We start from the raw sequence: 19,756 nt of genomic DNA, 5'->3' as shown, positions 1-19,756 counted from the left end.
TCGGCGAGTGCGGTGAGGGCGGTGAGGAGCGTTTCGCGGTCGGTGGTGTCGAGGACGGCGCGGTGGTCGAAGCGGGCGCGTGCGGCGAGGGCCGCCGCGATCTCCCGTACGGGGGTGTCGGGGTGTTCGGTGGCGTAGGTGTGGAGGTGGCGGGCGTGGTCGCGCAGGGCCTGCTCGCTCTTCGCCGACAACAGCCAGGGAAGGTCGGTGAGTTCCGTGTCGTGCACGGTCTCCGGGGCCTGCTCGATCACGACGTGCGCGTTCGTCCCGCTGATGCCGAACGACGACACACCCGCGCGCCGCGGCTCGTCCCCGGACGCGTCCCAGGTCCGCTCCTCGGTGAGGAGCCGAACGGTGCCGTCCGACCAGTCCACGTGGTCCGTCGGGTCGTCGACGTGCAGGGTCCGGGGCAGCACCCCGTTCCGCATCGCCATCACCATCTTGATGACACCACCGACACCGGCCGCCGCCTGGGCGTGGCCGATGTTCGACTTCAACGACCCCAGCCACAGCGGGTGTTCGGCGTCACGGCCCGCGCCGTACGTGTTGATCAGGGCCTGGGCCTCGATCGGGTCACCGAGCCGGGTGCCGGTGCCGTGGGCCTCGACCGCGTCGACCTGCTCCGCGCCGAGGTCCGCGTCGGCCAGCGCCTGGCGGATGACGGACTCCTGCGCCGGGCCGCTCGGCGCGGTGAGCCCGTTGCTCGCGCCGTCCTGGTTGGTCGCGGTGCCGCGCACGACGGCGAGGACGGGGTGGCCGTTGCGGACGGCGTCGGAGAGCCGCTCGACGAGCAGCAGGCCGACGCCCTCGCTCCAGCCGGTGCCGTCGGCCGTCGCCGAGAAGGCCTTGCAGCGGCCGTCCGGGGACAGCCCGCGCTGCCGGCTGAACTCCACGAACATGCCGGGGCTCGCCATGATCGCGGCGCCGCCCGCGAGGGCGAGCGAGCACTCGCCCTGGCGCAGCGAGCGCACCGCGAGGTGCAGTGCCACCAGCGAGGAGGAGCAGGCCGTGTCCACCGTGATCGCCGGGCCTTCGAGGCCCAGGGTGTAGGCGATGCGACCGGAGGCCACGCTGCCGAACTGGCCCGTCAGGAGGTAGCCGTCGACGCCGCCCTCGGCGGCGTCCGCGAGCCGCGGACCGTACTCCAGGCCGTACGTGCCCGCGAAGACGCCGGTGTCGCTGCCGCGCAGCGTCGTCGGGTCGATGCCGGCCCGCTCGAAGGTCTCCCAGGCCGTCTCCAGGAGCAGCCGTTGCTGCGGGTCCATGCCCGTCGCCTCGCGCGGGCTGATGCCGAAGAAGCCGGCGTCGAACTCGGCCGCGTCGTAGAGGAATCCGCCCCGGGCCGTCGAGGACTTGCCGACGGCCTCCGGGTCGGGGTCGTACAGGTCCTCGTCCCAGTCCCGGTCCACGGGGAACGGGCCGATGGCGTCGGTGCCCTCGCTGACCAGCTTCCACAGGTCCTCGGGCGAGGACACCCCGCCCGGGTAGCGGCAGGCCATGCCGACGATCGCGATCGGCTCGCCGGGGTCGGCGTCCGGGCGGCGGCCCCTGGTCACGGGCGCCTCGGCCGTCCCGTACAGCAGCGCGTGGAGGTGCGCGGCGAGCGCGGCGGGCGTGGGGTGGTCGAAGGCGACGGCCACCGGCAGCCGCAGGCCGAGCGCCCCGGCCAGCCGGTTGCGCAGCGCGACCGCGGCGGAGGACTCGAGGCCGAGGTCGCGGAACGTCTCGTCGGGCCCGCCGAAGGAGACGCCCCGGTCGACACCGAGCGCGTCCGCGGTCTGCTCCCGTACGACCTCCAGGAGGCGGCGACGCCGCTCGTCCTCGGCCGACGCGTCCAGTTCGGCGCGGAGTCCGGTGACGGAGCGGGCGGCCTCGGAGGCGTCCGCGGCGGTGTCGTACGGAGGCAGCTCCAGGTGCGCGGGCCCACCCGCGCGGTCCTCCTCGCCGCCGCCGTGGCTCTCCTGCGGCGCGGCCCTGGTCAGGTCGACGGGCAGGCCGTACGTCCAGAGGTCGGCGAGCGTCGCCGACAGCGCCTGCCGCCCGTCGCGGCCCCGCACCAGCGACCCGGCCACCACGACGTCCGCCGCCAGACCGGTGTCCTCGACCGTCTCCTCGACGGCCATCTTCAGCACGGGATGCGGTCCGGCCTCCAGGAACGCGCCGTGACCGTCCGCGAGCAGCGCGCGTACCGCCGCCTCGAACCGCACCGGACGGCGCAACTGGCTCGCCCAGTAGGCCCCGTCGAGCTCCGTCGTGTCCACGGCGGCACCGAGCGCGGAGGAGTAGAAGGGGATCCGGGACGCGGCGGGCCGCACGGTCCGCAGCTCCGCGAGCAGCCGGTCCATGATCGCGTCCACCTGCGCCACGTGCACCGGCACGTCGGACCGGATCCGGCGGGTCCGCACGCCCTCGGCGGCCAGGACCGCCTCCAGCTCACCGAGCGCCGCCTCCTCGCCCGACACGGTCACCGAGCCGGGGCCGTTGACGGCGGCGAGACCCAGCCGGCCGCCCCACGGCGCGAGACGCTCCCGCATCTCCTCGGCCGGCAGCAGCACCGCCACGATGCCGTGGTCACCCGCGAGCGCGTCGGTGAGGGCCGCACCCCACACCGCCGCGATCCGCAGGGCCTCGGCCCGCGGCAGCGCCCCGCTCGCGTGCGCCGCGGCCATCTCGCCGATGCTGTGCCCGACCACCGCGACCGGCTCGACGCCCATCGCGCGCCACTCCTCGGTCAGCGCGATCATGACGGCCACCAGGGCGGGCATCACGACGGCCGCGGACTCCAGCCCCGGCGCCCCCTCGGCGCCCCGCAGGACGTCGAGCAGGTCCCAGCCGACCAGCGGCCGCAGCTCGTCGGCGCAGGCGGTGAGACTGGTCCGGAACGCCTCGGAGCCGTCGAGCAGGTCGACGCCCATGCCGTCCCAGTGCGCGCCGAATCCGGAGTAGACGAAGACGGCGCCGGGTGCCGCGCCGTCCTCCGGAAGCCGGCCCCGCCGCACCTCGGCGTCGGCGTCCTCGACCCGCCCGGCCGCCAGTGCCCGCAGCCCCGCGAGCAGCTCGTCGCGGTCCCGTCCGACGACCACGGCCCGATGGCCCGCGGCCTCGTCGGCCGCCGTCAGCGAGGCCGCGGCCGACGCCGGGGACAGGCCGGTGAGGCTGTCGAGCAGCTCCGCGGCCGCGGTGGCACGGGCTCGCAGCGAGGCCGGTCCGGGCGCCGAGACCGGCCACAGTACGACGGGGTGGGGTGCAGCAGTCATCGTCTACCGTCTCCGAATTTCGGTGTGCGCGGGTTACAGGTCGAGCGGGAGGGGAGGGGGAGCAGGGGGAGGCCCGGGGGAGTCCTCAGGACCGGGCGCTGTGCTCGGCGGCGAGCAGCGAGGCCACGAGCCGGAGCACGATGCCGGGTGCCGTGCGGTGGAAGAAGTGCCCGCCGGCCAGGGTGAACACCCGGAAGTCGGCCGTCGTGTGACGGGCCCACTCGGCGGCGAGCCCCGGTGTCACCAGCGGGTCGCTCGATCCGGCGAGCGCGCGGACCGGCACCGGCAGCGGCTCGGGCGCCGTGGCGGTGCCCGGTCCCGAGGTGTGGCTGTGCACGAGGCTCAGGTCGTCGCGGAGCACGGCGACGGCGAGCCGGAGCCACTCCGGGTAGCGCCGGACGAGGTCGGGCAGCCCGCCGAGGCCGGCCATCCACGCCGTCAGCTCCTCGTCGGAGCGCCGCTCCGGGGGGACGCCGTCGGCCGGGTGCGGCCGGTGCGGCGGCGGGCAGGCCCCGACGAGGAGCTGTCGGGGCGCGGTGAGGCCGCGCTCGACGCGCCGCCGGGTCAGCTCATGCGCGACGATGCCGCCCATGCTGTGCCCGTAGAAGGCGTAGGGAGCGTCGAGCAGCGGGTCGAGCGCCTCGTCGAGTTCGTCGACGAGCCGTGTGAACTCGCGCAGCCTGGGCTCCTTGACCCGGTGCTCGCGACCGGGCAACTGCACCGGCACGACGGCGACGCCGCCGCCCAGCCGCTCCTGCCAGCCGGAGAAGGAGGAGGCAGCGCCGCCCGCGTGGTGGAAGCAGAACAGCCGCAGCGGCGCCCGCGTCGGGTCGGGCTGCCGGGGCAGCAGATACGCCGAGCGGGCCGGGCCCCGGCGGGCCGGCACGGTCGTGCCGGACCCGACGGAGGCGCCGGTCATGTCTCCACCGTCCGTGCCGGCGCCGTGAGCACGAAGATGTCGTGGAGGCTGGTCGCCTCCAGGACCTGCGTCATGGGCACCCGCTGCCCGGTCTCCCGCTCGATCGCGGTGAGCAGCGTCAGCAGGTGGAGGGAGTCCCAGCCGGACAGTTCGTCGAATCCTGCGCCGACGGTCGCGGGGGTGAGGGACAGACCGATCTCGTTCTCCACGAGGATCAGGAAGTCGTCGAGGTTCTTCACTGGTGCAGCCCTCCGAGGCTCAGGGTCAGCCGGACGTGTTCCGGCGGCGCGGTGATGTCCGCCAGGTCGTGACGGAAGAGGACGGGCGAGCTGTCGGGGGCGTCGTCGGGGTCGGCCGGCGCGAAGCCGTTGGCGGGATAGAAGTCCCGCACCTTGCCGTTCTTGGCCGACGGCCGGTAGTCGGCCCGCGCCGTGCTCAGGCCCTGCTCGCGGGCGTGGGCGAGCAGCGCCGAGAGGCAGGCCTGCTCGATGCCCCGGGCGAACACCCGGCAGCTGAGCAGGAAGTTGTCGATGACGAGGGCGTCCTCGTCGCGGTGGGCGAGGACGGCGCCGACCACGCCGTTGTCGCCGAAGCGGTCGGCGGAGCGGATGGTGAGGACGAGGGAGCCGGGAGCGGCCGCCCGCTCGGCGACCTCGGCCTCCTGGAGCCGCTCGGTGGTCAGGTTGAACTGGTTGGTGCGCAAGGTCAGTTGGGAGACGCGCGCCACTTCGGCGGGCGAGGCGTCCGCGAAGCGCACCTGGACGTCGAGCTCGCGCAGGTAGTCGTCGAGGGACGAGAAGCTGTCCAGGAAGTCCTTGCGGTCCAGCTCGTCCCGGTACCGCTCGGGCCGCTTCAGGTCGTCGGCCGTGACGTCCCGCACGGTGAACCAGCCGTCCCGCAGCAGCTTCTCGACGTGCAGCGCCGGCTCGTCGTCGAGCGCGACCACCGCGACGTCCGGCAGCTCGCGGGTGACGAGGCCGCACTCGTACGGACTGTCGTCGGCGAACACGAAGCTGTCGACGCCGAGGTTCAGATCGGCGGCCAGCTCGCGCAGGTTGTCGTGCTTGGGGCGCCAGTTGGCGACCACGCGGACGAAGTCGTCCTCGCGCAGCGTCATGTCCGGGTGCGAGCTGAGCACCTCGCGCACCGGCTCCAGGTCGTTCTTGCTGACCGCGGCGAGCAGCACCCCCTGCGAGGCGATCTGCCGCGCGGTGCGCTGCAGCCTGCGGAAGGCCTCGCCGCGGTAGGAGCCGGACACCTCGATGCCCTCGATCCCGTCGTCGCCGAGGATGCCGCCCCACACCGTGTTGTCCAGGTCGAGGACCAGGACCTTCTTCGACCGCCCGGTCGCCGCGCGGAACACGTCGGCCAGCTCGCCCGCGTACGCCGCCTGCGCCTGGGGCGACAGCTCGGTGTGCGTGTAGACGCCCAGCCGGTCGTCGCGCAGCGGCAGGTCCGCGCCGAGCAGCGGGTCGAGGTCGAGGACGGTCAGCGAGGGGTGCTCGTCCATCAGGCGCAGCAGCCGCGCGTTGGCCTCCCGCCACACCGCGCCGAGCCGCGCCCGGTCGCGCAGCGCGACCAGCTGCGCCGGCCACTCGCGCGGCAGCGGGAGGGTGTTGAGGACCAGCGTGCCGCGGCCCGCGCCGTCGAACACGCCGGCGAGCCCGTCGAGCAGCCGCAGCTTCTCGTCGAAGACCCGGGCCACGTCGTCGGGCCGCCAGGGCTGCGGGACCTCGTCGAAGACGACGGAGGCGTCCAGGAGGCACACGACGGCGTCGGGCTTCGCCGCGTACAGCTCGCTCCCGGTGTCCGACAGGTCGAAGACGTAGCTGTCGAAGTCGGACACGTGGGGGCGCAGCAGCAGTCCGTGCCGGGCCAGCTCGGCGGTGACCGGCGCGACCAGACCGGACACGGTGCTGTGCCCGGTGAAGGCCACCGACACCACCGGTGTGTCCGGGTGCTCGGCGAGCACGGCGTCCGGGCCGATGCGGGCCAGCAGGTTGCCCGCCCAGCGCCGCCCGGCGGCGTCGCCGGCGCCGACCAGCGCTCGTACCCTCGGGTACTCGGCGGCGACCCGGCCCCGCTCGTGCAGCGACCGCAGCGTGTCGTCGTCGTCCGTCTTCTCGACCATTCCCAGCTCTCCCGTACGTCGGGTGCGACGTCGGCCATGCTTGGCGAGCGTTCTAAAGCCGCCCTTACAGCCGTCTATGCCGGGACTTGTGGATCTCGGCCCGCGGCGCGGGAGACCGGAGGGCACGCGGGCGTCCGGGGGGGGCGTGCGGAAGAGGACGCCGGGGCCGCGGCGTGAGGGGAGCGGCGTCAGCGTGGGGTTAGGCGCTCTTAAGTCGTGGTTTGGCGGGCCCGCCTAGATCTTGCTCCGCACCACGGCGTGATCGGCGGCCGGCCGAACCGGGCGCCGCAGCGACCGCGAATCATGGAGGAACGCATGGCAACCGCACTGACCGCTGAGCTGGAGTTCGACCTCGACCTCGACCTGGAGGTCGTGGTCCAGGACGCCCCCGCGATGGAGGCCAAGTCCTTCACGGGCACCGGCACCTGTCTCTCCTGCCCGGTGACGTCCTGGCACTGCTGATCGGCCCCCTCGGCTGATCACGCGCCGGGCGGCACGGCCCTCCGGGGCCCGCGCCGCCCGGCGCACCCATGTCACTGCCACGCACGCACGTACAGAACGGACCGGGGACGGACACGTGACGGACAGCGAGATCTTCGACGCCGCCGGGACGGTGCTGCTGCGCGCCGCCGCCCGCCCCGTACCGCCCGACGCGGGGGCGCCCCCCGTGCCCCCCGTCCCCGGCGCGGCCGGTCTCGCCTCCGACGAGGCGCTGCGGGCCGAGGTCGTGCGGCTCACGGCCGATCCGGTGTTCCTCGCGGCGGTACGGCTCGCCAGCCCGAGCCTGGCCGACGAGGCCGAGAAGACACGTGCCGGGACGCCGGTCAAGCGCAAGCGCCTCCTGCGGACGGTCGTCGCGCTCACCAAGTACCACCTCCGCACGACCTTCCGGGCCACGCCCTTCGGGCACTTCGCGGGCGTCGCGCTCGCCGGGACCGACAGCGGCACCGGCACCGACGTCGTGCGGGAGGTGGGCGACGCGCACCGGAGCGCGAGCCGCCCCGACGCGGCCTGGCTGCACGGCCTGCTCGCCGACGAGGTCGTCGCGACCCCCGGCCTGCGCGAGCGCGGCGCCCTGACCGCCGACCCGCTGCGCACCGTACGCGACGGCCGCGTGGTCCTCGTGGACCAGCACGATCCCCACGGGAAGCGCCAGTTGGCGCACTCCGTGCGGTCGAGTGCGGTCGTCGCCCACGTCCTGGAGCGGGCCGCCGAACCCGTCGCCTGGCCCGAACTGGTCGCCGGACTCGCCGAGCGCTTCCCCCAGGCACCGGCGGCGACCGTGGAGCGGACGGTGGAGCAACTCGTCCGCAGCGGCTTCCTGGTGAGCGATCTGCTGCCGCCGCCCGATCACACCGCCCCGCTCGACCACGTCCTCGACCGGCTCGCGGGCGTCGACCACCCGCTGCCCCGGGCCCTCGCCGGGATACGTGACGGGCTCGCCGCCCTGGACACGGCACCGCCCGCCGGCCGCGGCCCGGCGCTCGCCGAGGTCACCGCCCGGATGCGGGCCCTGCGCGAGGCCGACGACCTGATCCAGTCGGACCTGCGGCTCGACGCGCGGCTCGTCCTGCCGGCGCGGGTCGGCCGGGAGGCCGAGCGGGCCGCCACCGCCCTCTGGCGGACCACGGCCACCCGGCCCGGCATGCCGCACCTGCGCGCCTACCACCTCGCCTTCCTGGAGCGGTACGGCACCGAGCGCGCCGTGCCGCTGCTCGAACTCCTCGACGAGGCACGCGGCCTCGGCCTCCCCGAGCCCTACCGGAGCGGCGCGGGCGCGGACGGCGCACCCGCCGAGCCGACCGCACCCTCGGCGGACGGCCGCCGCCGCGACCAGCTCCTCGGGGAACTGGTGATGGCCGCCCTGCGGAACCCGGACGGGGCCGGGGACGGCACCCCCGAGATCGTCCTCGACGACACGACGCTGGCCGCCCTGGGCGCACGGAGCGCGCCGACGGACGGCGCCGCGCCCGAGCGGGGCGTGCCGACCTCGCTCGAACTGGGCGCCGAACTCGCCGCCGGCAGCTGGGAGGAGCTCCTCGCGGGCGACTTCCACCTGGTCCTGGGCGCGAACCCCGGCTCCCCCCGGGCCGGTGCCACCTTCGGCCGCTTCGCGCCGGTCCTCGGCGACGGCGCGGCGCTCGACGCGATCGTGGCACGGGCGGAGGGGCGGACGGGGGAGCAGGTGCGGGACCCGCGCGGCGAGCTGGCCGCCACCGTCGCGTACCGGCCCCGCGTCGCCCGGTCCGCGAACGTCGCCACCGTCCCCCCGCTGCTCCCGTACCGCATCCCGCTCGGCGTCCCGGCCTCCGCCGCCGGCGACCACGTCACGGACCTGCGTCCCGAGGACCTCGCCGTCCACGCCGACCTGGACCGGATGTGGGTCGTCCACGCGCCGACGGGCCGGACGGTCCGCCCGGTGTCGCACTCGATGCTCAACCCCCAGAGCGGCCATCTGCCGTACGTGGCGCGCTTCCTGCTCGAACTCGGCTACGAGGGCCACGACTGGTGCGCCCCCTGGAACTGGGGCTCCTGGGCCGCCGCCCCGGCCCTGCCCCGGGTCCGGCTCGGCCGCGTCGTGCTCGCGCCCGCCCGCTGGCTCCCGGACAGCGCGCTGTGCGAGGCGGCCGCCGCCCGGACCGACGGCACCGGTCCCGGCTGGCGCGAGGCCGTCGCCGCGTGGCGGCTGCGCCTCGGCGTCCCCCGGTACGTGCTGCTCGCCCGGGCTGACAACCGCGTCACGGTCGACCTCGACGACCCGCGCCACCTCCTCGTCCTGCACGACGAGGTGAAGCGGCCGCAGGGCCTGGTGATCAACGAGTGGTACGGGGGTCCGGACGGCACGGGCTGGTTCGCCGGGCCCGACGGCCCGCACGCCTGTGAACTGGTCGTCCCGCTGTTCGCCCGTGGGCCCCGCGTCACGGCCGCCCCGCCCGTGCCGCCCGCCGCCGGACCGGCGCCCGCCGGACGGCGGGCCGTGCTGCCCGGCGGCGAGTGGCTGTACGCCAAGCTGTACGTCCCCGACGGCCTCCAGGACCAGGTCCTCTCCCGGCACGTGAGCCGGCTCGTCGACTCCGAAGCGGTGCGCGCCGCCGGGGCGGACGGCTGGTTCTTCCTCCGCTACGCGGACCCCGATCCGCATCTGAGGCTGCGCTTCCAGGGCAAGCCGGAGACCCTCTGGCCGGTGCTGCTGCCGGCCGTACGGGAGTGGGCGGAGGAACTGCGGGACGCCGGCCTGACCGACCGCCTGGTCCTCGACACGTACGACCCCGAGACGGAACGGTACGGCGGCCCGGCGGCGCTCGCCCACGCCGAACGGGTCTTCCACGCGGACAGCGCGGCCGTCCTCACGCAGCTGGCCGGGGGCGGCGACGGCGTCGGGCTGCCCGTGGTCGCACGGGCCGCGCTCGGCATCCTCGACCTCCTCACCGGGCTCGGCAGCCCGGAGGAGGCCCTCGACTGGCTCGGCGACCCCCGCTTCCTGACCAGGCGCTCGGAGGTCGCCCGCGCCACGAAGGAGGCCGTGGCCGACCACTTCGCCGCCGCGCCGCGCGCCGCCCGCGCCGAGGCCCTGACGGCGCTCCACGACGCCCTCGACGCGCACCGCCGGGCCCCGGTCGCGCTGAGCCTCGCGCACATGCACTGCAACCGGCTCATCGGCCCCCGCCGCGAGGAGGAGATCCTCGCGCACGTGACGGCCCGCGAAGGCCTGGCCCTCGCCCTGAGCAGGAAGAGGCACCACCGATGACACACCCCCACCGCAGCGCCCCGGACACCGACACCACGCCGACCACCACGCCGACCACCACGCCGACCGCCCCGGCGTCTGCCCCGGCGTCTGCCCCCGCTCCGGCCTCCGCCCCCGACCGGGCCACGGTCTCCGCCTCCGTCCCCGCTCCGGCCCCCGGGCCCGACCGTGGCGCGGCTTCCGACCCCGGCGCGGGCTCGCGGGGCTCCGCGTGGCGCGTCGTGCTCGACGTCGCCGAGCGGCTGCGTGATCCCGAGCGGGTCGCCCGGGTCACCGCGGAGGAGTTCGCCGGGGTGCCGGGGGAGTTGATGCTGCCCGGGTGGCAGCCGGCCTCCGTGCTGCTCGGACACCCCGGCGTCGCGCTGCTGCACGACCGCTGCGCCCGGCACGACGGCGCGTGGCGCTCCGCCGCGCACGCGCATCTCGCCGCCGCCACCGCGCTCGCCCCGCGCGAGGGGCCCGCGGCCGTCGGCAACCTCGTGCTGCCCGCGCTGCTCGGCGCCGAGGCCACCGGCGGCTACGCCCGGCTGCTCGAACGCGGCACCGGCGTGCTCGCCGGGCACGCGCGGGCCCGCGCCGCCGCGCTGTCCGAGCGCCGGGGGGCGGGGCTGTCCTACCTCGACTACGACGTCGTCGCGGGCCTCACCGGCCAGGGCCGGGTCCTCCTCGCGGCGGCCGAACGGGGCGACGAGCGGGCGGCGGAAGCCCTGACGGACGTCCTCGGCCTGCTGGTCGCCCTCACCGAGCCGCGGCGGGTCGACGGCGTCGACGTCCCCGGCTGGTGGTGCTCGCCCGAGCGCTACGCGGTGCCCCGCGACCGGGCCGCCTACCCGCGCGGCGACTTCAACGCGGGCGCCGCCCACGGCGTCTGCGGCCCCCTCGCCCTCCTGTCGCTGGCCCACCGGGCCGGCCACGGCGTGCCCGGCACCCTCGACGCGATCCGGCGGATCACCGCCTGGCTGGGCGGTCACGCGTACGAGGACGGGCACGGCGGAGTCGCGTGGCCGGGCCGGGTCGCCTTCGAGGAGGAGACCGGCGCCGCGCCGCCCGCGCGGGGCGCGACGACGCGCGCCGGGTGGTGCTACGGCACCGCCGGCATCGCGGGCGCGCTCCACCTGGCGGGCACGGAGCTCGGCGACGAGGCCCTCTCCCGCCGGGCCGTCGACGCGCTGACCGCACTCCTCGCCCGGCCGCTCGCCGCACTCGGAGACGACGACCCGGGTTTCTGCCACGGCCTCGCGGGCGTCCTGCACGCCGCCGTCCGGCTCGCCGAACGCACCGGCGAGCCGGCGCTGTGGCGCGGCGCCGACCGTCTGGCGGACGCGCTGGTCTCCCTCCACGACCCCGAATCGCCTTTCGGATACCGTCAGTTGGTGCGGACTCCCGGGGGTACTGTCGTCCTGGAGAGCCCGTCCCTCATCGACGGCGCCGCCGGGGTGGCCCTGGCCCTCCTCGGGTACGCGGAGGCCGCGCGCGCCGAGGGACCGCGGCAGCCGGCCGCCGCCACGGACTGGGACGCGGTCTTCGTGACCTCATGAGCAGCTCGTGAGCACCGCATGACCGACACCTCGACGACAGGAACGACGGGATGACCGAGAGCAAGGGCCGCCTGCTGGCCATCAGCGACCTGCACGTCGCCTACCGGGAGAACCGGGCGATCGTCGAGTCGCTGCGGCCCACGACGGACGAGGACTGGCTGCTCGTCGCCGGCGACGTCGGCGAGATGTCCGAGGACGTCGAGTGGGCCCTGACCGTGCTCGCCGAGCGCTTCGCGCAGGTGGTGTGGGCACCGGGGAACCACGAGCTGTGGACCCCGAAGGACGACCCGGTCCAGCTCCGCGGCCAGGAGCGGTACGAGCACCTGGTCGCGCTGTGCCGCCGCCTCGGCGTCCTGACGCCCGAGGACCCGTACCCCGTGTGGCGGGGCGCGGGAGGCCCGGTGACGGTGGCGCCCCTGTTCGTGCTGTACGACTACTCGTTCCGCGTGCCCGGCGTCACCACCAAGGAGGAGTCCCTCGCCCGCGCCGAGGAGAACGGCATCGTCTGCACCGACGAGTTCTTCCTCCACCCCGATCCGCACCCGAGCCGCGAGGCCTGGTGCGAGGCCCGCGTCGCGCTGACCGAGAAGCGCCTCGCGGCCTGCGACCCGGACCTGCCGACGGTGCTCGTCAACCACTACCCGCTCGTCCGCGAACCCACGAGGATCCTGCGCCACCCGGACTTCGCGCAGTGGTGCGGCACGGAACGGACCGCGGACTGGCACCTCCGCTTCCGGGCGCGCACGGTCGTCTACGGCCATCTGCACATCCCCCGGACCACCTGGCACGACGGGGTGCGCTTCGAGGAGGTGTCGGTCGGCTACCCGCGCGAGTGGAGCAGGCCCCGCCACCCGCAGGTCGGCCTCCGCCGGATCCTGCCCGAGGAGCCCGCGGCCGGGGAGGGCCGGTGATCGAACGTCTGGTGCCGGCGGGCGTCGTCGCCGTGGACGCCTTCGAGGACGTCGCCGAGCCCGGCGACCTCCACCCGGAGGAGGCCGCGCTGATCGCGAGGGCCGTGGACGGCCGGCGCCGTGAGTTCACCACCGCCCGCTGGTGCGCCCGGCGGGCCCTGGCCGGCCTGGGCGCGCCCGCCGCTCCGCTGCTGCCCGGCCCGCACGGCGCACCGGTCTGGCCCGGGGGAGTCCTCGGCAGCATCACCCACTGCGCGGGCTTCCGCGCCGCGGTCGCGGCCCGTTCGTCCGCCGTCGCGGCCCTCGGCATCGACGCCGAACCGAACGCGCCCGTGCCCGAGGGCGTCCTCGGGGCCATCGCCCTGCCCGGCGAGCAGCGGCATCTGCGCGAGCTGGCGCGGGAGCGGCCCGAAGTCCGCTGGGACCGGCTGCTGTTCAGCGCGAAGGAGGCCGTGTACAAGTCCTGGTACCCCTGGACCGGGCAGCGCCTGGACTTCGAGGACGCGTCCCTCACCTTCACCCCGCACGACGGCACGGGCGGCGGCTTCACGGCCCGCATCCTGCCCCCCGCCCCGCCAGGAGCCGCCCTGCCCGACCGGCTCGAAGGACGCTGGCTCGCCGAGCGCGGCCTCCTGCTCACCGCGATCACCGTCCCGGACCGATCCACCTGAGCCGCCCGCCCGGCGGATAGCCTGGGCGGATGCTTACCGAAGTGACAGCGACCCGCTACGTCACGCCCTTGCGTGAAGGCGGCTCGCTCCCCGGGATCGTCGAGGCCGACGACCTCGGCACGTACGTCATGAAGTTCACCGGTGCCGGCCAGGGCCGCAAGACCCTGGTCGCCGAGGTCGTCTGCGGGCAGCTGGCCCGCAGGCTCGGTCTGCGGGTGCCGGAGCTCGTCACCATCCAGCTCGACCCGGTCATCGGGCTCTCCGAACCCGACCAGGAGGTGCAGGAGCTGCTCAAGGCGAGCGGCGGGCTCAACCTCGGCATGGACTTCCTGCCGGGCTCCCTCGGCTTCGACCCCCTGGCGTACGAGGTCGACCCCCGCGAGGCGGGGCGGGTCGTCTGGTTCGACGCGGTCATCAACAACGTCGACCGGTCCTGGCGCAATCCGAACATGCTCGTCTGGCACGGCGACCTCTGGCTCATCGACCACGGCGCCACCATGATCTGGCACCACAACTGGCCGGGCGCCCAGGCCTCCGCCGCGAAGCCGTACGACGCCTCGGACCACGCACTCGCCCCCTTCGGGCCCGACATCGCCGCCGCCGCGGCCGAGCTGGCCCCGCTCGTCACCCGCGAGCTCCTGGAGGAGGTCGCCGCCGAGGTCCCCGACGAGTGGCTCGTCGACGAGCCCGGCTTCGACAGCACGGACGAGCTGCGCGCCGCGTACGTCTCGGCGCTGCTGCCGCGCGCCGCCACCATCCACGAGCGGATCACGCTCGGCCCCCGCACCGAGAGCCGGCCGCAGCAGCCGCCCGGCTGGCTCGCCGAGCGCCTCGCGCCCCGGACGCACTCCACCGAGAAGGACAGCACGACGTGACCGACCGCGATGTCTTCGAGTACGCGCTGCTGCGCGTCGTGCCGCGGGTGGAGCGCGGCGAGTGCTTCAACGCCGGGGTGGTCGTCTACTGCCGCGCCCGGTCCTTCGTGGCCGCCCGTACGCATCTGGACGAGGCCAAGCTGTCGGCGCTCGACCCGACCGCCGACGTGACCGGCGTGCGGGCCGCGCTGCGGGCCGTCGAGGGGGTCTGTCTGGGCGGCGACGCGGCCGGGCAGGCGGCGCGCGACGACGCGGGGCGCCGCTTCCGCTGGCTGATCGCGCCGCGTTCCACGGTGGTGCAGCCGGGGCCGGTGCACACGGGTCTGACGGCCGACCCCGAGGCCGAGGTGGAGCGGCTGCTCGACCTCCTCGTCCGGTAGCGGCGGCGGCGCGCGTCCGTGCCCGGCCCGTGATCGTCCGGTCGGGGCACGGAGAGTGACCTGGTGCACCCGGTGGGCCGTTGACACCGGGTGCCAGGGCTTCTAGCGTCTCGTCTGCGGACGATACTAAGCGGTCGCTCATGTGCGGGACGCAGGAGCGGCGACGAGTCCGGCCGCGACCAGGGACGATCCAAGGGCGAGGAGAACCAAGCATGTCCACCACCGAGCAGCGCGTAGCCGTCGTCACGGGTGCCGCACGGGGCATCGGCGCGGCCACCGCGATCCGCCTGGCGGCCGAGGGCCGCGCCGTCGCCGTACTCGACCTCGACGAGGCGGCCTGCAAGGACACCGTCGAGAAGATCACCGCCGCGGGCGGCACCGCTCTCGCCGTCGGCTGCGACGTCTCGGACAGCGCCCAGGTGGAGGCCGCCGTCGCGCGGATCGCCGCCGAGCTCGGCGCGCCGACGATCCTCGTGAACAACGCGGGCGTGCTCCGTGACAACCTGCTCTTCAAGATGTCCGAGTCCGACTGGGACCTCGTCATGAACGTCCACCTCAAGGGCGCCTTCCTGATGGCGAAGGCCGTCCAGAAGCACATGGTGGACGCGGGCTTCGGCCGGATCGTCTCCCTCTCCTCCTCCTCGGCGCTGGGCAACCGCGGCCAGGCCAACTACTCGGCCGTCAAGGCGGGTCTGCAGGGCCTCACGAAGACCCTGGCCAAGGAGCTGGGCAAGTTCGGCATCACCGCCAACGCCGTCGCCCCGGGCTTCATCGTCACCGAGATGACCGCGCAGACCGCCGAGCGCGTCGGCATGGGCTTCGAGGACTTCCAGGCCGCCGCCGCCTCCATGATCCCGGTGCAGCGGGTCGGCCGCCCCGAGGACGTCGCCAACGCGATCGCGTTCTTCGCGGGCGACGACGCGGGCTTCGTCTCCGGCCAGGTCATGTACGTGGCCGGCGGCCCGCTCAACTGACGACGGCCGGCAGCGAGAGGAAGAGGCGGACATGAGCACGCAGGAACGGCCGGAGCTGTCCGGCAAGGTCGCCCTCGTCACCGGCGCCAGCCGGGGCATCGGCTACGGCGTCGCCGAGGCCCTGGTGGCCCGCGGCGACCGGGTCGTCATCACCGGGCGCGGCGAGGAGGCCCTCAAGGAGGCCGTGGAGCGCCTCGGGGCCGACCGGGCGATCGGCGTCCCCGGCAAGGCGCACGACGAGGCCCACCAGGCCGCCGCCGTCGAGGCGGCGATGGACGGCTTCGGCCGGCTGGACTTCCTGGTCAACAACGCCGGAACCAACCCCGTCTTCGGGCCCATCGCGGACCTGGACCTGGGCGTGGCCCGCAAGGTCTTCGAGACCAACGTGATCTCCGCGCTCGGCTTCGCGCAGCGCAGCTGGCACGCCTGGCAGAAGGAGCACGGCGGGGCGATCGTGAACATCGCCTCGATCGCCGGCGTCTCGGCCTCGCCTTTCATCGGCGCGTACGGCATGAGCAAGGCCGCCATGGTGAATCTGACCCTTCAGCTGGCGCACGAATACGCGCCGCTCGTGCGGGTCAACGCGATCGCGCCGGCCGTCGTGAAGACGAAATTCGCGCAGGCGCTCTACGAGGGCCGCGAGGCGGAGGCGGCGGCCGCCTATCCGCTCGGCCGGCTCGGCGAGCCCGAGGACATCGGCGGCGCCGCCGCCTTCCTCACCTCGTCGCAGTCGGAGTGGATCACCGGCCAGACGCTCGTCGTCGACGGCGGCATTTTCCTGAACGCCGGAGTCGGCTGACCGATAATCGGACACTTTCCGGATTCGCTGTCCGGATTGAGCCCGGTTATACGTCGAATGCCTCAAGTGCCCCGTCGGGCTCGAACATTGACCTGACGGGGTGCTGCGGTATCGTCGGCCGACCCATGGCTGAACGAGGAGCGTGCACGTGTTCAACCGGACCAGTCTGCAGGCCGCTGCAGCCCTTGTGTCCATATCCCTGGTAACCGGATGCGGTGTCTTCTCGGACAGTGAATCCGCCGGGGATCAGAGAATCGTCGTCGGCACGATGAGTTCTCCCACCACGCTTGATCCGGCCGCCGCCTGGGACAATTCCTGGGAGCTCTTCCGGAACGTCTTCCAGACCCTCGTCGCTTTCCCGACGGGAAGCACCACTCCGCAGTCGGACGCCGCCGACTGCAAGTTCACGGACACCTCGAGCCGGGTCTTCGAGTGCAAGCTCGTGGAGGGGCTGACCTTCTCCAACGGGCACAAGCTGGACGCCCAGGCCGTCCAGTACTCGATCGAGCGCATCCGCACGATCAACTACAAGGGCGGCCCCAACGGGATGCTCGGCTCGCTCGACAAGATCGAGACCGTCGGCGACCGCACGGTCGTCTTCCGGCTGAACAAGTCCGACGCCACGTTCCCGTTCATCCTCGCCACCCCCGCGATGTCCCTGGTGGACCCGGCCGAGTACCCGGCCGACAAGCTCCGCAAGGACGGCAAGATCATGGGTTCGGGGCCGTACGTCCTCGACTCGTACGCCGAGCGCGAGACGGCCGAGCTCACGAAGAACCCCACCTACAAGGGCTTCGCCGACCGCAAGAACGGCGGCGTCACCATCCGGTACTTCGACGACTCCGAAGCCATGGTCAACGCCCTCAGGAAGAACGAGATCGACGCCACCTACCGCGGCCTCACGGCCGAGGAGGTCGTCAACCTCCAGGAGGACAAGCCCGAGAACAAGGGCCTCCAGCTCGTCGAGTCGACCGGCGCCGACATCCGCTACCTGGTCTTCAACACCCAGGACGAGTCGGTCGCCAAGCTCCCCGTCCGCAAGGCCATCGCCCAGCTCGTCGACCGCGACGAACTGGTCAACAAGGTCTACCAGGGCACCGCCGAGCCCCTGTACTCGATGGTGCCCAAGGGCGTCGCCGCCCACACCACCAAGTTCTACGACCGCTTCGGCGCGCCCAGCACGCAGAAGGCGAAGCAGATCCTCCGCAAGGGCGGCATCACCGAGCCGGTCGAGCTGGACCTCTGGTACACCACCGACCGGTACGGCTCCGCGACGGCCGCCGAGTTCGCGGAGCTCAAGCGGCAGCTGGAGGAGTCCGGGCTCTTCAAGGTCACCCTGCACGGCAAGCCGTGGAAGGAGTTCCAGGAGGGCTACCAGAAGGGCGAGTACCCGGTCTTCGGCCGAGGCTGGTTCCCCGACTTCCCGGACCCGGACAACTTCGTCGCCCCCTTCCTGGGCAAGGAGAACGTCCTCGGCACGCCCTACGAGAGCCCGCGGATCACCAACGAGCTCCTGCCGAAGTCCCGTCGCGAGAGCGACCGCGGAACCGTCACGGACGAGTTCGTGGAGGCCCAGGAGATCATGGTCCAGGACGTCCGGCTGCTGCCCCTGTGGCAGGGCAAGCTGTACATCGCGGCCGGCGAGGACATCGGCGGCGGCGAGCGGGCCCTCGACCCGCAGACGGTCATGCAGATGTGGGAGCTGAGCCGCCGGGCCAGCTGGTAGGAGGCCTGCGGGGGCCACTGTCAGTGGCCCCCGATAGGTTCTCGGACGGAGAAACAGGAACGTCCACCGGAGGTTGTGACCGTGACCGACACCAGCATGCTGCCCGAGTCCTGGCGGGGTGTCCTCGGCGAGGAGCTGCAGAAGCCGTACTTCGCCCAGCTCACCGAGTTCGTCGAGGAGGAGCGCGCGAGGGGACCGGTCTTCCCGCCGAAGGACGAGGTCTTCGCCGCCCTCGACGCCACGCCGTACGACAAGGTGAAGGTCCTGATCCTCGGTCAGGACCCGTACCACGGCGAGGGGCAGGGCCACGGCCTGTGCTTCTCCGTCCGCCCGGGCGTGAAGACCCCGCCCTCCCTGCGGAACATCTACAAGGAGATGCACGCGGAGCTCGGCCACCCCGTCCCGGACAACGGCTATCTGATGCCGTGGGCCGAGCAGGGCGTCCTCCTGCTCAACGCCGTGCTGACCGTCCGGTCCGGCGAGGCGAACTCGCACAAGAACAAGGGCTGGGAGAAGTTCACGGACGCGGTCATCACCGCCGTCGCCTCCCGCCCCGACCCGGCCGTCTTCGTCCTCTGGGGCAACTACGCGCAGAAGAAGCTGCCGCTCATCGACGAGGAGCGGCACGTCGTGGTGAAGGGAGCCCACCCCTCGCCGCTGTCGGCGAAGAAGTTCTTCGGATCCCGGCCCTTCACCCAGATCGACGAGGCCGTCGCGGCCCAGGGGCACGAGCCGATCGACTGGCGCATCCCGGACCTCGGCTGAGCCTCGGCCCGATCCGGGCCCGGTGCGGCTAGCGTCGTCACTCCCAGTGGGTGAGCGGGTGGAGGGTCGCGGTGACCGAGCAGCAGCAGGTGTCGGACGACGGGGTCATGACCAGGATCGGGCAGGCCATGATGCTGCTGCACGGCGGCGACCGGGAGGAGGCCAGGAACCGCTTCGGGCTGCTGTGGCAGCAGATCGGCCCGGACGGCGATCCCCTGCACCGCTGCACCCTCGCGCACTACATGGCGGACGCCCAGGACGATCCCGACGCCGAGCTCGCCTGGGACCTGCGGGCGCTGAGCGCGGCGGAGGGCCTCGCGGAGGAGCGGCTGGCCGAGCACGACGCGGCGGCCGCCCTGCGGGCGCTCTACCCCTCGCTCCATCTGAACCTGGCCGCGGACTACGTGAAGCTCCAGCGGCCCGACGCCGCGCGGGTCCATCTGGACCGGGCGCGCGCGGCCTCGGACCACCTCGACGACGACGGCTACGGCAACGGCGTACGGGCCGCGATCGAGCGCCTGGAGCTACGGCTCAGGGGCGCGTGAGGGGCGCGTGCTCCGCGGCGGGCTCACCGGCCGTACGTGCCGCGGCAGATCCCGGCCTGTTCGCTGCCCGGCGCCCAGCCCCCGTACCGCTCGCCCAGGTCGCAGACCTCGGCCCGGGTGACCGGCGGGTCCTCCGGAAGCCCCCTGAGGTCCGGCAGGCCGGGCGGGTCCGGCCGGGCCGAGGGACGCGGACGCTCGCGCCGGGGCGGTACGGGACCGGGGTGCGGGGCCTGGGTGCGGGGCGGCGCCACCGTGCGCCGGTGCTGCCCCGCCGTGGGCGTCGCGCGGGGCGCGGGGGAGGCCGGGGGAGCAGGGAGCGCCGCTTCGAGGGCCTCGCGGGCCGGGCCCTCCAGGAGCTGCGGTGCCACGTCCTGGGCGGGGCGTACGGTGTCGGCCGCGGGCGCGGGGGAGCGGGAGGGCGCCGACGGCGGGGCGTCCACCGAGACGCAGCCCGCCAGGGCGGCCACCGCCGCCCCGACCAGGATCTTCGCTGTGGTTCGGGTTCCATGCACCCGCG

17 protein-coding genes are annotated in these 19,756 nt (G+C 74.2%); 12 read left to right on the top strand and 5 right to left on the bottom strand.

Annotated features, from left to right (window positions below; all coding sequences use genetic code 11):
• The 4 genes from ABTY59_RS31125 to ABTY59_RS31110 all read right to left on the bottom strand — a co-directional run.
• Positions 1-3,257 (bottom strand): beta-ketoacyl synthase N-terminal-like domain-containing protein (locus ABTY59_RS31125; protein ID WP_352022418.1); only part of this gene is annotated, 3,257 nt, incomplete at its 3' end.
• A gap of 85 nt (positions 3,258-3,342) precedes the next feature.
• Positions 3,343-4,176, bottom strand: coding sequence for a thioesterase II family protein (locus tag ABTY59_RS31120; RefSeq protein ID WP_352022417.1), 834 nt, complete (start codon positions 4,174-4,176; stop codon positions 3,343-3,345).
• Positions 4,173-4,415: an acyl carrier protein gene (locus tag ABTY59_RS31115; protein WP_352022416.1), complete on the bottom strand. Its 243-nt coding sequence runs from the start codon at positions 4,413-4,415 to the stop codon at positions 4,173-4,175. The genes ABTY59_RS31120 and ABTY59_RS31115 overlap by 4 nt, the downstream gene beginning before the upstream one ends.
• Positions 4,412-6,307: an HAD-IIIC family phosphatase gene (locus tag ABTY59_RS31110; RefSeq protein WP_352022415.1), complete on the bottom strand. Its 1,896-nt coding sequence runs from the start codon at positions 6,305-6,307 to the stop codon at positions 4,412-4,414. The genes ABTY59_RS31115 and ABTY59_RS31110 overlap by 4 nt, the downstream gene beginning before the upstream one ends.
• A gap of 315 nt (positions 6,308-6,622) precedes the next feature.
• Here ABTY59_RS31110 and ABTY59_RS31105 point away from each other — a divergent pair, with 315 nt between their 5' ends.
• The 12 genes from ABTY59_RS31105 (at position 6,623) to ABTY59_RS31050 (ending at position 19,239) form a co-directional block, all read left to right on the top strand.
• Positions 6,623-6,769 (top strand): hypothetical protein, encoded by a 147-nt coding sequence (locus ABTY59_RS31105; protein ID WP_352022414.1) that lies wholly within the window; start codon positions 6,623-6,625, stop codon positions 6,767-6,769.
• A 115-nt stretch (positions 6,770-6,884) separates the two neighbouring features.
• Complete coding sequence (locus tag ABTY59_RS31100; RefSeq protein ID WP_352022413.1) at positions 6,885-10,055, top strand: lantibiotic dehydratase; 3,171 nt, start codon at positions 6,885-6,887, stop codon at positions 10,053-10,055.
• Positions 10,052-11,593: a lanthionine synthetase C family protein gene (locus ABTY59_RS31095; protein WP_352022412.1), complete on the top strand. Its 1,542-nt coding sequence runs from the start codon at positions 10,052-10,054 to the stop codon at positions 11,591-11,593. The genes ABTY59_RS31100 and ABTY59_RS31095 overlap by 4 nt, the downstream gene beginning before the upstream one ends.
• A 50-nt stretch (positions 11,594-11,643) precedes the next feature.
• The gene (locus ABTY59_RS31090; protein ID WP_352022411.1) at positions 11,644-12,504 is read left to right on the top strand and encodes a metallophosphoesterase family protein; all 861 of its coding nucleotides are present in this window, start codon (positions 11,644-11,646) and stop codon (positions 12,502-12,504) included.
• Positions 12,501-13,175: a 4'-phosphopantetheinyl transferase family protein gene (locus tag ABTY59_RS31085; protein WP_352022410.1), complete on the top strand. Its 675-nt coding sequence runs from the start codon at positions 12,501-12,503 to the stop codon at positions 13,173-13,175. Before ABTY59_RS31090 ends, ABTY59_RS31085 begins: the two co-directional genes overlap by 4 nt.
• A 29-nt stretch (positions 13,176-13,204) precedes the next feature.
• The gene (locus ABTY59_RS31080) at positions 13,205-14,050 is read left to right on the top strand and encodes a HipA family kinase (protein ID WP_352022409.1); all 846 of its coding nucleotides are present in this window, start codon (positions 13,205-13,207) and stop codon (positions 14,048-14,050) included.
• Positions 14,047-14,430 (top strand): DUF3037 domain-containing protein, encoded by a 384-nt coding sequence (locus tag ABTY59_RS31075; protein ID WP_352022408.1) that lies wholly within the window; start codon positions 14,047-14,049, stop codon positions 14,428-14,430. Before ABTY59_RS31080 ends, ABTY59_RS31075 begins: the two co-directional genes overlap by 4 nt.
• A 212-nt stretch (positions 14,431-14,642) precedes the next feature.
• Complete coding sequence (gene fabG / locus ABTY59_RS31070) at positions 14,643-15,404, top strand: 3-oxoacyl-ACP reductase FabG (RefSeq protein ID WP_352022407.1); 762 nt, start codon at positions 14,643-14,645, stop codon at positions 15,402-15,404.
• A gap of 31 nt (positions 15,405-15,435) precedes the next feature.
• Positions 15,436-16,203, top strand: a complete 768-nt coding sequence (locus tag ABTY59_RS31065) for an SDR family oxidoreductase (protein WP_352022406.1) — start codon at positions 15,436-15,438, stop codon at positions 16,201-16,203.
• Positions 16,204-16,351: 148 nt separating this feature from the next.
• Positions 16,352-17,929, top strand: a complete 1,578-nt coding sequence (locus tag ABTY59_RS31060) for an ABC transporter substrate-binding protein (protein WP_352022405.1) — start codon at positions 16,352-16,354, stop codon at positions 17,927-17,929.
• A gap of 81 nt (positions 17,930-18,010) precedes the next feature.
• A complete protein-coding gene (gene ung / locus ABTY59_RS31055) occupies positions 18,011-18,694 on the top strand; it encodes a uracil-DNA glycosylase (RefSeq protein WP_352022404.1) in 684 nt (227 codons plus the stop codon).
• A 71-nt stretch (positions 18,695-18,765) separates the two neighbouring features.
• A complete protein-coding gene (locus tag ABTY59_RS31050) occupies positions 18,766-19,239 on the top strand; it encodes a hypothetical protein (RefSeq protein ID WP_352022403.1) in 474 nt (157 codons plus the stop codon).
• Positions 19,240-19,262: 23 nt separating this feature from the next.
• Here ABTY59_RS31050 and ABTY59_RS31045 read toward each other — a convergent pair whose 3' ends face one another.
• On the bottom strand, positions 19,263-19,751 hold the full coding sequence (locus ABTY59_RS31045) for a hypothetical protein (protein WP_352022402.1): 489 nt from the start codon (positions 19,749-19,751) through the stop codon (positions 19,263-19,265).
• Between the last annotated feature and the right edge of the window lie 5 nt (positions 19,752-19,756).

This window comes from Streptomyces sp. NPDC096079 (assembly GCF_040303145.1).
Lineage (GTDB): Bacteria > Actinomycetota > Actinomycetes > Streptomycetales > Streptomycetaceae > Streptomyces.
This window is presented reverse-complemented; position numbering and strand designations above follow the sequence as displayed.

Excerpts from the sequence above, each read along its gene's own strand:
- ABTY59_RS31120 (WP_352022417.1), bottom strand. The coding sequence starts at position 4,176 with ATGACCGGCGCCTCCGTCGGGTCCGGCACGACCGTGCCGGCCCGCCGG.
- ABTY59_RS31110 (WP_352022415.1), bottom strand. The coding sequence starts at position 6,307 with ATGGTCGAGAAGACGGACGACGACGACACGCTGCGGTCGCTGCACGAG.
- ABTY59_RS31105 (WP_352022414.1), top strand. The coding sequence starts at position 6,623 with ATGGCAACCGCACTGACCGCTGAGCTGGAGTTCGACCTCGACCTCGAC.
- ABTY59_RS31095 (WP_352022412.1), top strand. The coding sequence starts at position 10,052 with ATGACACACCCCCACCGCAGCGCCCCGGACACCGACACCACGCCGACC.
- ABTY59_RS31090 (WP_352022411.1), top strand. The coding sequence starts at position 11,644 with ATGACCGAGAGCAAGGGCCGCCTGCTGGCCATCAGCGACCTGCACGTC.
- ABTY59_RS31080 (WP_352022409.1), top strand. The coding sequence starts at position 13,205 with ATGCTTACCGAAGTGACAGCGACCCGCTACGTCACGCCCTTGCGTGAA.
- fabG (WP_352022407.1), top strand. The coding sequence starts at position 14,643 with ATGTCCACCACCGAGCAGCGCGTAGCCGTCGTCACGGGTGCCGCACGG.
- ABTY59_RS31065 (WP_352022406.1), top strand. The coding sequence starts at position 15,436 with ATGAGCACGCAGGAACGGCCGGAGCTGTCCGGCAAGGTCGCCCTCGTC.